The sequence below is a fragment of the Lysobacter sp. KACC 24251 genome (genome assembly GCF_057747755.1).
The window spans coordinates 1,079,207-1,093,525 of record NZ_CM173222.1; the positions used below are offsets into that span (position 1 = coordinate 1,079,207).

General features: G+C 68.5%; 11 protein-coding genes. 3 read left to right on the plus strand and 8 right to left on the minus strand.

Annotation, left to right across the window (positions count from 1 at the left end):
- Positions 1–18: 18 nt before the first annotated feature.
- Both AC3ARF_RS05200 and AC3ARF_RS05205 read right to left on the minus strand, forming a co-directional pair.
- The gene (locus AC3ARF_RS05200; protein ID WP_498930905.1) at positions 19–903 is read right to left on the minus strand and encodes a hypothetical protein; all 885 of its coding nucleotides are present in this window, start codon (positions 901–903) and stop codon (positions 19–21) included.
- Positions 900–1,454 carry an RNA polymerase sigma factor gene (locus tag AC3ARF_RS05205; RefSeq protein WP_498930906.1) on the minus strand — a complete coding sequence of 185 codons (555 nt, stop codon included), beginning with the start codon at positions 1,452–1,454 and terminating at the stop codon, positions 900–902. Before AC3ARF_RS05205 ends, AC3ARF_RS05200 begins: the two co-directional genes overlap by 4 nt.
- 194 nt (positions 1,455–1,648) lie before the next feature.
- On the opposite strand from AC3ARF_RS05205, the gene AC3ARF_RS05210 reads away from it, so the two are divergent.
- The gene (locus AC3ARF_RS05210) at positions 1,649–4,573 is read left to right on the plus strand and encodes a bifunctional diguanylate cyclase/phosphodiesterase (protein ID WP_498930908.1); all 2,925 of its coding nucleotides are present in this window, start codon (positions 1,649–1,651) and stop codon (positions 4,571–4,573) included.
- Here AC3ARF_RS05210 and AC3ARF_RS05215 read toward each other — a convergent pair.
- The 3 genes from AC3ARF_RS05215 to xseA all read right to left on the minus strand — a co-directional run bounded on the left by AC3ARF_RS05215 (position 4,563) and on the right by xseA (position 9,179).
- Entirely contained in the window at positions 4,563–6,233 is a 1,671-nt protein-coding gene (locus tag AC3ARF_RS05215; RefSeq protein ID WP_498930910.1) for a vWA domain-containing protein, read from the minus strand. The two genes, AC3ARF_RS05210 and AC3ARF_RS05215, sit on opposite strands and share 11 nt — an antisense overlap.
- A gap of 69 nt (positions 6,234–6,302) precedes the next feature.
- Positions 6,303–7,733, minus strand: coding sequence for an aldehyde dehydrogenase family protein (locus AC3ARF_RS05220; RefSeq protein ID WP_498931759.1), 1,431 nt, complete (start codon positions 7,731–7,733; stop codon positions 6,303–6,305).
- A 102-nt stretch (positions 7,734–7,835) separates the two neighbouring features.
- Entirely contained in the window at positions 7,836–9,179 is a 1,344-nt protein-coding gene (xseA, locus tag AC3ARF_RS05225; RefSeq protein WP_498930912.1) for an exodeoxyribonuclease VII large subunit, read from the minus strand.
- 76 nt (positions 9,180–9,255) lie between these two features.
- On the opposite strand from xseA, the gene ispG reads away from it, so the two are divergent.
- Entirely contained in the window at positions 9,256–10,518 is a 1,263-nt protein-coding gene (gene ispG, locus AC3ARF_RS05230) for a flavodoxin-dependent (E)-4-hydroxy-3-methylbut-2-enyl-diphosphate synthase (protein WP_498930914.1), read from the plus strand.
- A gap of 141 nt (positions 10,519–10,659) precedes the next feature.
- Complete coding sequence (locus tag AC3ARF_RS05235) at positions 10,660–11,283, plus strand: phosphatase PAP2 family protein (protein WP_498930916.1); 624 nt, start codon at positions 10,660–10,662, stop codon at positions 11,281–11,283.
- A 21-nt stretch (positions 11,284–11,304) separates the two neighbouring features.
- On the opposite strand, the gene AC3ARF_RS05240 is transcribed toward AC3ARF_RS05235, so the two are convergent.
- Genes AC3ARF_RS05240 through AC3ARF_RS05250 form a run of 3 tightly spaced genes read right to left on the minus strand, consistent with a single transcriptional unit; the run spans position 11,305 to position 14,318 of the window.
- Complete coding sequence (locus AC3ARF_RS05240) at positions 11,305–12,192, minus strand: DMT family transporter (RefSeq protein ID WP_498931761.1); 888 nt, start codon at positions 12,190–12,192, stop codon at positions 11,305–11,307.
- 20 nt (positions 12,193–12,212) lie between these two features.
- Complete coding sequence (murB, locus tag AC3ARF_RS05245; protein ID WP_498930918.1) at positions 12,213–13,250, minus strand: UDP-N-acetylmuramate dehydrogenase; 1,038 nt, start codon at positions 13,248–13,250, stop codon at positions 12,213–12,215.
- A gap of 9 nt (positions 13,251–13,259) precedes the next feature.
- Positions 13,260–14,318, minus strand: a complete 1,059-nt coding sequence (locus AC3ARF_RS05250) for a quinone-dependent dihydroorotate dehydrogenase (protein WP_498930920.1) — start codon at positions 14,316–14,318, stop codon at positions 13,260–13,262.
- Position 14,319 lies beyond the last annotated feature (1 nt).

Here is a 14,319-nt window from a genome sequence, read left to right on the forward strand (position 1 = left end):
CGGATTTTACCTCGCGCGCTACTGCGCAAGGGGCGCGAGGTCCTGCGGAATGGCCCGATCTGGGTGATAGCGCCGGAACAGGGCGAGGCTGGCGCGGGCGCCCTCGACGTCACCGGCGGCTTGGCGCAGGCGGATGCGGTCGAGCCAGTCGCTGGCCGTCAGGCGTGTGTCTTCATCGATAGGTACGTCGCGTAGCGCGCGATCACCGATTCGAGGGGAGCTCTCCATCTTGCTGCCGGTAACCATGACGGATGCGGGCTCGGCGCTACGCTGCAGGGACCTGGCGGCGCTGGATGCCGCGGCGCGATCGGACGCGGCTGCTTCCGACGTGGGCGCGGCAACGGGTACCGGCGTAGGGCGCGGCGGTGGCGGTGCGGGTGGTGCCGCTGCAGGTGCGGGTGCCGGGGCAAGCTCCATCGGAGACTCGTCCGCGGCTTCGACCGATTCGATGATGACCGGCGGCTCCTCGGGCGCGGGAACCTTCGACCTGGCCGCCGCGGGCGGCACCATCTGCGGCTGCGGCGTCTCGGTGGTTGCTTCTGCTTCTGCTTCAGCCCCGGAGGTCGGGGCTGGCGGCATGGCGGCTGCAGCGTCCGCCGCCTCGGCACGGGGCGAGGTCTCTTGGGGCGCAGCCGCGGGGCCCTCTTCCAGCGCGGGCGCGGCATCCGGGTGGGGGCGCATCTGCCAGCTGATCCCCACGGCGAGGGCCAGCGTGGCGGCCACGCCCAGCACCGCAGGCCAGCGGCGGCGCCGCTGCGGCGTCGTGGACAGCGCCGCGTGGGCCGCCGAGAGGATGCGCGCATCCAGCGCCGCCGGCGGCTCGCCGTGCGGCCCAATGCGCGACAGGCGCGAGGCGAGCTCGCGTTCTTCCGGGGTCAGCGGATCACGGGAAACAGGAGTCATGGCATCAGTCCCGCGCGAAGCTTGTCCATGGCGTAGCGCAGCCTCGATTTGACGGTTTCGCGCCCGGCGCCAGTGATCGTGGCGATGTCGTCCAGGCTAAGTTCCTGCTCCAGGCGAAGCAGCACGACCTCGCGTTGCTCCTCGGGCAGCGCCTCGATGGCCAATTGCAGGCGGCGCCGTTGCTCGAACTCCGAAAGGGTGTGCTCCGGCGTCTCGGGATCGGGCACGCGCGCGGCACGCTCATCGCCATCCACGGGCGCCGCAGGGCGGTGCTTGAGTCCGCGCCAATGGTCATTGAGCCGGTTGTGGGCGATGCGGAACAGCCACGTGGCAAAGCTGGCCTCCGGCTTCCATCCCGCCCGGGCGGCAATGACCCGCTGCCAGACGTCCTGGAAGAATTCCTCTGCCAACGCCTGGTCGCGCAACTGGCGCAGCAGGAAACGGAACAACGGACCCCGGTGGCGGGCGTACAACTGCTCGAACGCCGTGCCGTCTCCCGCCACCCAGGCGAGCATCAGCACGTCATCGCCGGGGGCGGCAGCGGAGTTCATGCCGTTCAGGGTACGGACTCCCGTTGCCGTCGGGAAGCCGTTGCGGCATGGTGGGGACATTGACAGGGGCAGGCAGGCTGATTCGGACGTCACCCTCCATACAACGAATGGGTGGGTGGGGTGGGGTTGGCATTGCCTGAACGGACGCGCGCTGGGGAGGCACGCGCCCTGAAGGGATTGCGTTGTCAACAATGATGAAAGTCCACACAAGCGAGGACATGGCGCAGCCGACGGACGCTCAGTCGTTGGCCGACCGCCTGCAGCGCGCGCTGCTGCCCGGTGCCGGGCTGGCCATGGCGTGGCGTGCCTCGGGTAGCGGCGACAGCGGGCTTTCGGTGCTGGACGCATCCGAGTCGGGCATCGCACTCGCCAGGCAATTGTTGGACGCAGCCGGGGCGACCACCGCCTCCAACGGGCGGCTATCCACCTCATGGGCATTGGCGGACGGCACGCGCGTGGCGGTGGTGGGCGAGCCGACCGGGCCAGTCCCCGAGGACGTCCGCCGGGACTGGCCGCGATTGGTCCGTGACCTGGCCACCGCGTGGCTGGAACTGCGCCGCGCCCAGGCGCGCGTGGTTGCGCTGCAGAAGTCCGAGCAACTGCAGCAGGCGCTATACGAGATTGGTGATCTGGCCGGCTCGGACCTGGACATGGCCGACATGCTCCGCCGCATCCACGCCATCGTCGGCGGGCTGATGTATGCGGAGAACTTCTACATCGTGCTGTACGACGACGCGCGCGATCGCATGCGGTTCCTGTACTTTGCCGATGAGCGCGATCCGTTCGTCGCCGATCCGGACGTCGAGTTCGGCCCCGACGACATGCCTGACAGCTTGACGCTGGCGCTGTTGCGCCATGGCGAGCCCTTGCAGGGCACCACCGACGACATCCGGCAGCAGCTGGGAATTGGCGTGCCGCCGCAAGCCGCGGAAAGCGACGCGCCCCCGGCAGCAGGTCCGGAAAGCGAGGACTGGCTGGGTGTGCCGATGCGCCGCGATGATCGCGTCTGCGGGGCGGTGGTGGTGCAGAGTTACGACCGCCCCAACTGCTTCGGCGAGGAGGAGCGGGCGCTGCTGTCGTTCGTGGCCCAGCACATCCTCACCGCGCTGGACCGGCACCGGGCCCGCGAAGAGCTGGAGCGGCGCGTGGAGGAACGCACGCGCGCGCTGCAGTTGAGCAACCGCGACCTGCAGGCGGAAATCGTGGAACGCCAGCGCGCCGAAAGGCTGCAGCGGGCGCTGTTCCGCATTGCCGAGCTGTCGATCACCGCCGAGAGCTTGGAACGCTTCTACGCCCACGTGCATGACGTGGTGGGTGAACTGTTGTACGCGCGCAATTTCTACATCGCGCTGCTGTCCGAGGACGGCAACTCGCTGGAGTTTCCCTATTCGATCGACGAACGCGACATCGCACGCGCCACGCGCAAGCTGTCCAGTGGCCTGACGGAATACGTGATCGCACACGGGCGGCCACTGCTCGCCGATAGGACCCGGATCGAGGCGCTTGAAGCGCAGGGGCTGGCGCGCAGCATGGGTGCGCTGGCGTATTGCTGGCTGGGCGTACCGCTGTATCGCGAAGACAACGTGGTGGGGGTGATTGCGGTACAGAGTTATTCGCCGGCCATCATGTTCAGCGCGCGCGACCAGGAGCTGCTGACCTTCGTCGCCCACCACATCAGTATCGCGCTGGCGCGCAAGCAGGCGCAGGACCGGCTGGTGTCAGCGCATGCCGAGTTGGAGCAGCGCGTGGAAGCCCGTACCCGGGAGTTGGCCGCGACCAACGCCGAGTTGCTGCAACAGATCGGCGAGCGACTGCGTGCGGAGCAGCAACTGACCCACCAGGCCCGCCATGACGCCCTGACAGGCTTGCCCAATCGCAACCAGTTGCTCGATCGGCTCGCCGCGGCTATTGCCAACGCCCGGCAGGATCCCTCGCGCCTGTTTGCCGTGCTGTTCCTCGACCTTGACCGGTTCAAGCTGGTGAACGACAGCGTGGGGCATTCGGCCGGCGACGAACTGCTGGTGGAGGCGGGCAGGCGCATCGTGTCGATGGTGCGCACCGGCGACACGGTGGCCCGGTTGGGCGGCGACGAGTTCGCCATCCTGATCGAAGGCCTCGAAGGCCAGCACGTCGCCGAGGAACTGGCGCGCCGTATCCTGGGCGCGCTGGGACAGCCGTGCTGGATCGCCGGCCGTGAGGTGTTCCCGTCGGCCAGTCTCGGCATCGCACTCTGGCACCCGCGCTATCGCAATGGCGTCGAGCTGCTGCGCGATGCCGACGCTGCGATGTACCGCGCCAAGGCCGCAGGGCGCGATCGGCTCGCAGTGTTCGACGAGGACATGCGCGAGGAGGCCGTCAAGATCCTCGACCTCGAGGCGGACCTGCGCCGGGCGATCAATGGCGACGGCTTCGTTGCCTACTACCAGCCCATCGTGCAGCTCGGCGATGGGGCGATCGTGGGGCACGAAGCGCTGCTGCGCTGGCGCCACGAAAGGCGCGGTCTGCTGATTCCCCGCGATTTCATCGGGTTGGGCGAAGACAACGGGTTGATCGAGGCCGTCGACTGGGTGATGTACGACCAGGTCGCGGCGCGCCTTGCCCAGGGCGTGAACGGGTATGTGTCGATCAATGTGTCGCCACGGCACTTCCGGTCGCCGGAGTTCGCGGACCGACTGCTGCGACTGCTGGCCACGCATCGCGCCAACCCCGCGCAGCTACGCCTGGAGATCACCGAAGTGGCGCTGCTGGACGACGTGCCGCGGGCCCTGCGCATGCTGCGCACCCTGCGCAGCCACGGGGTGGTGGCGCAGTTGGACGACTTTGGTACCGGCTATTCGGCGTTGTCGTACCTGCACCGCTTCCCGATCGAGTGCCTGAAGATCGACCAGAGCTTCGTCGCGGGACTGGAAGGCGACACGCGCCCGGAAAGCGAGGCAGTGATTCGCGCCATCCAGGCCCTTGCCGGAACCCTGGGCATCCACACCATCGGCGAAGGCATCGAAACGCGGCTGCAGCGCGAAGTCCTGCGCGAGCTGGGATGCAGCCACGGCCAGGGATTCCTGTTCGGAATCCCGGCCGAGGCCATGGTTCAGGCGGGAGACGGCGCGCTCATTCACTGACGCCCGGGGTGGCGCCGCCCTCCGACAGGCCCCGCGCGGCCTGGATCAGCTGCACGAGTTCCGCGCGCTGGCCGTCCTTGTCCTCGCCCCGCCCACCGCGGATGGTGGACTCGATCGCGGTCCAGTTCCACTGCTCCAGGTGCGTGCCCCCGCGCAGCGCATCGGCAAAGCCTGCCACGCCTGCTGCCAGGCGTAGGGCGTTGCTCGGCTGTTGCGTCAGCGCGCTCGCGGGGATGGGCGTCTCGATGAGCCTGCTGTCGGTGCCCCCGGGCTGCTTGTAGCGCAGCCTCAGGTGCGCGAGTTCGCCGCTGCGGGCGCCGCCGGTGGGAGCCGCACCGCCGTAGCGCAATGCCGGCACGCGCTCCGCACCGCTGCCTACCAGCGTGATCTCGTACAGCGCCGTGACCTCGTGGCCCGCTCCGATGTCACCCGCATCCACCTTGTCGTTGGCGAAGTCCTCGCGGCGCAGCAGGCGGTTTTCGTAACCGATGAGGCGGTACTCGGCCACGTGTGCCGGATTGAACTCCACCTGCACCTTCACGTCGCGCGCGATGGTGTGCAGCGTGCCACCCATCTGCTGCACCAGCACGCGCTGGGCCTCCAGCGCGGTGTCGATGTAGGCATGGTTGCCATCGCCCACGTCGGCCAGGCGCTCGGCCATCTCGTCGTTGTAGTTGCCCTGGCCGAAGCCCAGCGTGGACAGCGCGATGCCGTGCTGGCGCTGGGCGGCCACCAGCGTTTCCAGCGCGCGGCGATCAACCACGCCGACGTTGAAGTCGCCGTCGGTCGCCAGCAGCACGCGGTTCACGCCGCCCGCGATGTAGGCCTGCTTGGCCATGGCATACGCCAGCTGGATGCCTTCGCCGCCATTGGTGCTGCCGCCGGCCTGCAATCGCTCCAGCGCGGCCAGGATTTCGCCCTGGCGATTGCCCGGCGTGGGCGGCAGCACCAGCCCGGCCGATCCGGCATACACGACGATGGAAACGCGGTCCTGCGGCCGCAATTGCCGCACCAGCAGCGCGAGCGAGCGCTTGAGCAGGGGCAGCTTGTCGGGTGCGTCCATCGAGCCTGACGTGTCGATGAGCAGCACCAGGTTGGCCGGTGGCAACTTTGCGGCCGGCACTTCATAGCCCTTGATACCGATCATCAGCAGTTGGCGCTTGGCGTTCCATGGCGCGGGCGCCAGTTCGGTGGTCACGCGGAAGGGCATGTCCGCGCGTGTGGGCGCAGGGTGTCCGTAGTGGAAGTAATTGATGAACTCTTCCGCGCGGACCGCGTCGGCCGGTGGGCGGATGCCATCATTGAGCATCCGGCGGACATTGCTGTAGCTGCCGGTGCCCACGTCCACCGAGAAGGTGGACACGGGCTGCTCGCTGGTGCGGTGGATGGGGTTGTCCTCGCGCGCGGCGTATTGCTCGGTGTTGGCAACCTCCGCCGACGGCAGGACGCCGACGTAAACGGATGCCGGCGGAGCGGGCGGCGCAGGCGGCGGCGCCATCATCATGGCCTCGGCGTGCTTGGCCCGACTGCCGGTGACGATCACGGCGGCAGCAGCATCGGCGGCAGCCGCTGCTTCGGCCTCGGCGGGGCGCATCGCCGCCCGGTGGCAGCCCACCAGGGCCGCGCTGGAGATCAGGGCAAACAGCAGGGTGCGTTTCATGGGGCTCGTCCTTGGGATTGGGTGATCCTTCCAACGCATGACCCGGGCGAACGGGGTTGATGAGTGCAGTCAGCCCGTGCGGATGACCAGCAGCCGCGGCTCGGTCATGTCCTCGATGGCGCAGCGAACGCCTTCGCGGCCCACGCCGGAATCCTTGACCCCGCCATACGGCATGTTGTCGACGCGGAAGCTGGGCACGTCGCCCACCACCACGCCGCCCACCTCCAGTCGGTCCCAGGCCTGCATTGCATGGGCGATGCGACCAGTGAACACGCCCGCCTGCAGCCCGAAGCGGCTGTCGTTGACGCGGGCGATGGCATCGTCGAAGTGCTCGAAAGGCTCGATGAAGGCGACCGGACCGAAGGCTTCCTCGCGGTACAGCGTGCAGTCGCGTGGCACGCGTTCCAGCAGCGTCGCCGGCAACAGGTTGCCTTCGCGCTTGCCACCGGCCAGTCGCTTGGCGCCGCCGTCTCGTGCTTCCTCGATCCAGGACTCCACGCGCGTGGCCGCGGCCTCGTCGATCATCGGGCCAATGAAGGTGTGCTCGTCGCGCGGGTTGCCCATGGGCAGTTTCGCCACCGCGGATTTCAGCTTGCGGCGCAGCTTGTCGTACATCGCCGCATGGGCGTAGATGCGCTGCACGCTGATGCAGCTCTGGCCACTCTGGTAATAGGCGCCGAACACCACTCGCTCCACGATGTGGTCAAGGCTGGCACCGGGTTCATCGTCGATGATGCAGGCGGCATTGCCGCCCAGTTCCAGCGTCACCTTCTTGCGCCCGGCGCGGGTCTTGAGGTCCCAACCGACCAGGCCGCCGGTGAAGCTGAGCAGCGCGATCCGCTCGTCCTCCACCAGCAGTCCTGCATCCTGGTTGGAGCAGGGCAGGACCGAGAACGCGCCTTTGGGCAGGTCGGTTTCGGCCAGTACTTCGCCGATGATCAGCGCTCCGATCGGGGTCTTCTCCGACGGCTTCAGCACGAACGGGCAGCCGGCGGCGATGGCCGGGGCCACCTTGTGTGCCACCAGGTTGAGCGGGAAATTGAACGGGGTGATGAAGCTGCACGCCCCCACCGGCACGCGGCGGGTCATGCCGCGGTAGCCGCGGGTGCGCGGCGAGAGCTGCAGCTCCAGTACCTCGCCGCCGATGCGGGTGGCCTCGCCCGCGGCGATGCGGAAGGTGTCGATGAGGCGGGTGACCTCGCCGCGCGCGTCCTTGATCGGCTTGCCAGCTTCGATGCAGAGCGCTTGCGCCAACTCTTCGGCACGCTCGGTGAAGCGGCGGACGCAGTGCTCCAGCACGTCACGGCGGGCGTCCGGCGGGAAGGCGGCCATCGCTTCGCGGGCCTTGTGCGCCGCGACGATCGCCTTGCGCACCGCCGTGGCATCCGCCAGGGCCACGCGGGTGGCCCGCTTGCCGCTGTATTTGTCCAGGACCTCGAGGTCGGCGTTGGCCTCAACCGGGCGGTTGGCGAGGTAGTAGGGGTAACGCTTCTTCAGCATGGCAGGGCGCACGGGAGGGGCCTGTGCCGAGGTTAGTACATCGCGCCGGACGCGAGTGCACTTCCCGGCGGCCGCTGGCCCTGACCGGACCTGCCGGATGTATCAGTTGTGCTGGTCTTCGACCCGAACTTTGAGCGTTCCGTCCACCAGACGCGCTTCCAGGCGGTCGCCGGGTGCGACATCCAGGACGCTGCGCACCACGCGCCGATCGGGCGTCTGCAGGATGGCGTAGCCGCGGGCCACCGTGGCCAGTGGGCTGACGGCTTCGAGGGAGCGGGCCAGGCCGCGCAACCGCAGGGCGTCGTTGGCCAGTTTCCGTGCAACTGCCGCCCTCGGGCGTTGCGACAACAGGGCGAGACGTTCACGCAGGCGCTGGATTCGGCGCTGCGGGTGCGTGGCACGCAGCCCTGTCTCGGCGTGGCGCAGCCGCGCCTGTTCGCCCGCGAGGCGCTGCCGCCACGCCAGCAGCATCCGCCGCAGTGCGTCCTGCTGGCGGCGGCGGAGGGCCTCCAGGCGCGCCTGGGGGCGCTGGGCGTTGAGCCGCAGGGCGGCACGGTCGGCGCGTTGCATGGCCTGCCGCAGGCGCTGCAGCGACTGGCGCTGCAGGCGTGCATGCAGGGCGGCCGTGCGGCGTGCCAGGTCGTCGCGGTCGGGCACCAGCAACTCGGCGGCGGCGGAGGGCGTGGGGGCGCGCAGGTCCGCGGCGAATTCCACCAGGCTGAAGTCTGTCTCGTGGCCGATGGCGGCGACCACCGGCACCGGGGACGCGGCCACCGCGCGAGTCAGGTGCTCGTCATTGAAGGCCCACAGGTCTTCCAGCGAGCCCCCGCCACGGGTCAGCAACAGCACGTCGTAGCGGCCCGAGGCCGCGGCGCGCTGCAGCATGGCCCGGATCTGCGGCGGGGCGCCCTCGCCCTGCACCGGCACGGGCAGCACGTCCACCTCGGCCAGCGGGAAGCGTCGGCCGAGCACGCTCACCACGTCGCGCACGGCCGCGCCACTGGGCGAGGTGATCACGCCGATGCGCGACGGGTAGGGGGGCAGGGCACGCTTCCGGCTGGCATCGAACAGCCCTTCGGCCTGCAGCCGGGCACGCAGTTCCTCGTAGGCGCGGCGCAGTGCGCCTTCGCCAGCCTCCTCCATGTGGTCCAGCACCAGCTGGTAGTCGCCACGGGCTTCATACAGGGTGAGGCGGCCGCGGGCGAGCACCTTCAGGCCTTCGCGCGGCGTGAACTTCAACCAGCTGCTCTTGGGGCGGAACATCGCGCAGCGGACCTGCGCGCGGGCGTCCTTGAGGGTGAAGTACAGGTGCCCCGAACCGGGCCGCGACAGGTTGCCCAGCTCGCCCTCCACCCAGACCAGCGGGAAGGCGCCTTCCAGCAGGTCGCGCGCCAGGGTGTTGAGCTGGCTGGGGGTCAGGACATCGGGGGTGTCGTCGCGGGACATCGGCGGTTCGGGCGGACGGCAGCACACCCTACCGCAGGTGCCGGCCGGGGTCACGCCGCGGCAGTACAATGAGCGGATGAATGCCGATGCTCCCAAGCCCTGCGCTGTTCCCGCCTTTGGTCCGATGCCGCGCCGCCATACCCGCTCCGTTGAAATCGGGGGCGTGAACGTGGGCGGTGGTGCGCCGGTGGTGGTGCAGTCGATGACCAATACCGACACCGCGGACGTCGCCTCCACCACGAAGCAGGTGGCGGAGTTGTGGCGCGCCGGCTCGGAACTGGTGCGGGTCACGGTGAATACGGTGGAGGCCGCCGCCGCCGTGCCGCGCATCGTCGACAAGCTGGCCATGATGGGCATCTCTGTCCCGATCATTGGCGACTTCCACTACAACGGCCACCAGTTGCTCACCGCCGAACCGGCCTGCGCCGAGGCGCTGGCCAAGTACCGCATCAACCCGGGCAACGTCGGCTTCGGCAAGAAGAAGGACAGCCAGTTCGCCACGCTGATCGAACTGGCGATCAAGCACGGCAAGCCGGTGCGGATCGGGGCCAACTGGGGTTCGCTGGACCAGGCGTTGGCCGCGCAGCTTATGGACGAGAATCACAAGCTCGCCGAACCGAAAGAGGCTGGCGCTGTGTTGCGTGAAGCGCTGATCCGTTCCGCCCTGGATTCGGCCGCGCGCGCGGTGGAGATTGGCTTGCCCGCCGATCGCATCGTGCTCAGTGCCAAGGTGTCGGGCGTGCAGGAACTGATCGCGGTGTACCGCGAGCTCGCCCGTCGTGGCGACTATGCACTGCACCTCGGCCTGACCGAGGCCGGTATCGGCAGCAAGGGCATCGTCGCTTCGTCGGCGGCATTGGGCGTGCTGTTGCAGGAAGGCATCGGCGACACCATCCGTATCTCGCTGACGCCTGAACCGGGTCAGGCGCGCAGCAACGAGGTCATCGTCGCGCAGGAGCTGCTGCAGACCATGGGGATGCGCGCGTTCACCCCGATGGTCACCGCGTGCCCCGGTTGCGGCCGGACCACCAGCTCGTTCTTCCAGGAACTGGCGCAGAAGGTCCAGGAACATGTGCGCGCGAAGATGCCGGAATGGAAGATCACCCACCCGGGCGCGGAGAACCTGACGCTGGCGGTGATGGGGTGTGTGGTCAATGGCCCGGGTGAATCCCGCCACGCCAACATCGGCATCTCGCTGCCGGGCACGGGCGAAGCGCCATCGGCCCCGGTGTTCGAGGACGGTGAGAAGTCCGTAACCCTGCGTGGCGAGGGCATTGCCGACGAGTTCGTGGCGATCATCGATCGTTACGTCGAACGCCGCTATGGCGGCCGCGCCTGACCCTGGCTTTGGGAAGCGCGGCTGGGCCCGGGCCGATCCGCATGCTACCGACGGTCGCGGGGCTACTTCGAAGGACGATGGGAGGCCGCATTGCATTCGTCGGATTCCAAGCGCGGGCGACGCCATGCCTGGCTGTGGGTTATGGGCCTGCTCGTACCGGTTGGCATATTTGCATTGCTGGCCCATTACCGGATGGGAAAAGAACCGGGCTTGATTGAGCTTGCGGCGATGGATTCCCTGCATGCCTGGTCTGGACCTTGCATGGATGCCGCGATCGTATGGGTGAGCCATCTCGGCTACAGCCACGGCGTCGTGCCTTTCGACATCCTCTTCGTCGCCGCACTATTGCTACGGCGACAGTGGCGCGAAGGGTTGTTTGCCTTGGTCGCGCTGGGTGGTTCGCTTTGGCTCAACGGAGTGCTCAAGGCGGCCTTCGCCGAGCCACGCCCGGACCTGTGGGAGCCGCTGTGGCGCTATTCCGGATACAGCTTCCCCAGCGGCCACGCGGCTGCGACCGCGACGCTGACGTTCGTGCTTGCGCTGCTTGCATGGCGCACGCGGTGGCGTGTGCCAGTCCTGGCGTTGATGGTGCCTTTCACGTTGTTGGTGGGCGTGTCCCGATCGTATATGGGAGTGCACTACCCATCAGATGTGTTGGCGGGATGGGCCTTCGGCAGCGCCTGGACTGTCGCCTGCTATCTCGCGGCATTCCATCGCCAACCTCCCTGGCACGGCGCGGGCCTACCGGCTGGCGGTCCTGAATAGTCCACGGGGGTGCTGTCCCCGTCACTCACCGGGCTTGGCCGCCTGCACCGGCCCACTGGTCGCCGCACGTCGCGCCAACTGCGCCTCGCGGTGGGCGATGTAGGCATTTGCCGCGAAGATGATGCCCGCCCCGATGGCGGTCCACCGGTCCACCTGTTCGTCGAACAGCAGGTAGCCAAGCGCCGCGACGAGCGGGAGTTGCATGAAGCTGATCGGCGTCAGTGCCGAGACGTCGCCCAGCTTGATCGCGCGCGTCCACAACATGTGACCACTGGTGCCGAGGATGCCCGCAGCTGCGACCCACAGCCAGGTGATGCCACGCGGCCACTCCCACACGAAAAGTGCCGGGCCCAGCGACATGGGCACCCACAGCAGCGTCGTCCACAGCACGATCCGGTCGGCCGGCTCGGTGCGGGAGAGCTGTTTGATCTGGATCGAGACCAGGCCGCTGAGTACCGCGGCCGACAAGGCAATCAACGTGCCAAGACTGAAGTTGGCGCTGCCCGGACGCACGATGACGAGCACGCCAACGAATCCCAGCACTACGGCGGCCCAGCGCCGCGCCCGCACCTGCTCGCCCAGCATCAGCACCGCGGCGATCGTCACGAACAAGGGCGTGGAATAGGACAGGGAGACCGCCTGCGCGAGCGGCAGGTGGCCGATGGCCCAGAACCCGCAGAACATCGACAGGACACCGATCGCGCAGCGGAACAGGTAGCGCCGCAATTGCGTCGTGCGCATCAGGTCAGGGCCATGCCGCAGCAAGAGCGGCATCGCGGCGAGCAGGCCGAAGAAATTGCGGAAGAACGCGATCTCGAACGTGTGCAGCGTTTGGGACGCCAACCGGATCGCGACCGCCATCAACCCGAAGAACACCGTGCTGCCCATCATCAGCAGCGCGGCGCGCAGGTGCGGGTTGGCGGGCCCGTTCACCACGTCGCGCCGATCACCCGTGGCTCAGGCTCGATATCCACCTGGAACCGTTCGTGCACCGATGCGGCAATCCGCCGTGCCAGGTCCAGCAATTGCGCACCGGTGGCATGGCCATGGTTGACCAGCACCAGGGCGTGTGAGGCAGCGACGCCGGCATCGCCTTCGCGGTGGCCCTTCCAGCCACACTGGTCGATGAGCCACGCCGCCGACAGCTTGCGCGTGTCCTCGCTGCTGCCGCGGAACATGGGCAGGCTGTCGTACTCGGCTTTGAGCGCGTCCGCCTGAGTCGCTGGCACGATGGGATTCTTGAAGAAGCTGCCGGCATTTCCGAGCACAGCGGGGTCGGGAAGTTTGCGACGGCGGATCGCGATCACCGCATCCGCGACGCGAGCCGGCGTAGGCTCGCTAACACCCATTGTCGCCAGTTCCTCGGCGATACCGGCGTAGTCCAGGCGCAGCGCCGGGGTGCGCGGCAAGGCGAACTCCACCGCAGTCACCAGGTAGCGGTCCGGTGCACGCTTGAACACACTATCGCGGTAGGCAAAGCCGCATTCCGTCGCACTGAAGCGGTGCAGGGTGCCGGTGCCGGGCTCGAATGCTTCCACCGCGTGGACGAACTCACGCACCTCCACGCCATAGGCACCGATATTCTGGATCGGTGCGGCGCCCACGGTGCCGGGGATCAGCGCGAGGTTCTCCAGCCCGCACAACCCCATCGACAAGGAGTGCATCACGAAGTCGTGCCAAGGCACGCCGGCGTCAGCGCGGACAATCGCTGTCTCGCCATCGGCCAGCACTTGGGTTTTCCGGCCCGTCAGCGCAAGGACTGCGCCGGCCGGATTGCCGGCGAAAAGAAGGTTGCTGCCGCCGCCAAGCACCAGGGCGAGTCCGGCCCGCAGCTCGGGCCGTTGCAGCACATCGGGCAGCCGCGAGGCGTCCGCCAGTTCAACCAGCCACGGCGCGACGGCCTCCACGCCAAAGGTGTTGCGCTCGCGCAGGGAGGCGTCGCGGACGACGCGGACGGAATCGGTCATGCGCGGACTTTACGCGGCCTTGGGCGGGGCACCACTGGCGGGCGCCTCCTTGCGGCGACGGATCGCATCGACGCACTCGGCCACCAGGGCCGGGCCCCGGTACACCAGCCCTGAATAGCACTGCACCAGCGTCGCGCCGGCGGCCATCTTGGTCACCGCATCGGCACCCGACAGGATGCCGCCCACGCCCACCAGCGGGATGGTCTCCGGCAGGCGGGTGCGCAGCTTGCGCAGCACCATGGTGGAAGGTGCCAGCAGAGGCTCGCCCGACAGGCCTCCCTGCTCGGCTGCCAGCGGGGAATCCTCCACGCCAACGCGCGAGATGGTGGTGTTGGTGGCGATCACGCCATCCACCTCCAGGTCGGCCAGCACCCGCGCCACCGCGTCGATGTCGCTGTCGCTCAGGTCCGGCGCCACCTTGACCAGCATCGGCACGCGCTTGGCGTGCTTGGCGGCCAGCCGCTCCTGCTCCTCGCGCAGGATGCTCACCAGTTCGCGCAGTGCCTGCTCCTCCTGCAACTCGCGCAGGCCGGCCGTATTGGGCGAGGAGATGTTGACCGTCACGTAGTCCGCCAGCGGATACACCCGCGACAGGCAATACATGTAGTCGCCGGCAGCCGCCTCGTTGGGTGTGTCCTTGTTCTTGCCGATGTTGATGCCCAGCAGCCCGTGGCGGCGCTGGGCCTTCTCCACGTTACGCACCAGCGCGTCCACGCCGCCGTTGTTGAAGCCCAGGCGGTTGATCACCGCGCGATGCTCCGGGATGCGGAACATGCGCGGCTTGGGATTGCCCGGCTGCGCGCGCGGCGTCACCGTGCCGATCTCGACGAAACCGAAACCCAGCGCCATCAATGCGTCGATGTGCTCGCCGTTCTTGTCCAGCCCGGCGGCCAGGCCGACCGGGTTGGGGAACGTCAGGCCGAACGCCTTGGTCGGCAGCGGATCGGGCCTGCGCGCCACCAGCGGGTTGAGCCCGGTGCGGTAGGCGACGTCCAACGCCTTGAGGCCGAGCCCGTGCGCGGTCTCGGCGTCTTGGCGGAACAGGAAGGGGCGCGCTAGTCCGTACATC

What these genes read in the sequence shown, in the direction of transcription:
- AC3ARF_RS05200 (WP_498930905.1), bottom strand. Translation starts at nt 903, where the DNA reads ATGACTCCTGTTTCCCGTGATCCGCTGACCCCGGAAGAACGCGAGCTC.
- AC3ARF_RS05205 (WP_498930906.1), bottom strand. Translation starts at nt 1,454, where the DNA reads ATGAACTCCGCTGCCGCCCCCGGCGATGACGTGCTGATGCTCGCCTGG.
- AC3ARF_RS05210 (WP_498930908.1), top strand. Translation starts at nt 1,649, where the DNA reads ATGAAAGTCCACACAAGCGAGGACATGGCGCAGCCGACGGACGCTCAG.
- AC3ARF_RS05215 (WP_498930910.1), bottom strand. Translation starts at nt 6,233, where the DNA reads ATGAAACGCACCCTGCTGTTTGCCCTGATCTCCAGCGCGGCCCTGGTG.
- AC3ARF_RS05220 (WP_498931759.1), bottom strand. Translation starts at nt 7,733, where the DNA reads ATGCTGAAGAAGCGTTACCCCTACTACCTCGCCAACCGCCCGGTTGAG.
- xseA (WP_498930912.1), bottom strand. Translation starts at nt 9,179, where the DNA reads ATGTCCCGCGACGACACCCCCGATGTCCTGACCCCCAGCCAGCTCAAC.
- ispG (WP_498930914.1), top strand. Translation starts at nt 9,256, where the DNA reads ATGAATGCCGATGCTCCCAAGCCCTGCGCTGTTCCCGCCTTTGGTCCG.
- AC3ARF_RS05235 (WP_498930916.1), top strand. Translation starts at nt 10,660, where the DNA reads ATGGGCCTGCTCGTACCGGTTGGCATATTTGCATTGCTGGCCCATTAC.
- murB (WP_498930918.1), bottom strand. Translation starts at nt 13,250, where the DNA reads ATGACCGATTCCGTCCGCGTCGTCCGCGACGCCTCCCTGCGCGAGCGC.
- AC3ARF_RS05250 (WP_498930920.1), bottom strand. Translation starts at nt 14,318, where the DNA reads ATGTACGGACTAGCGCGCCCCTTCCTGTTCCGCCAAGACGCCGAGACC.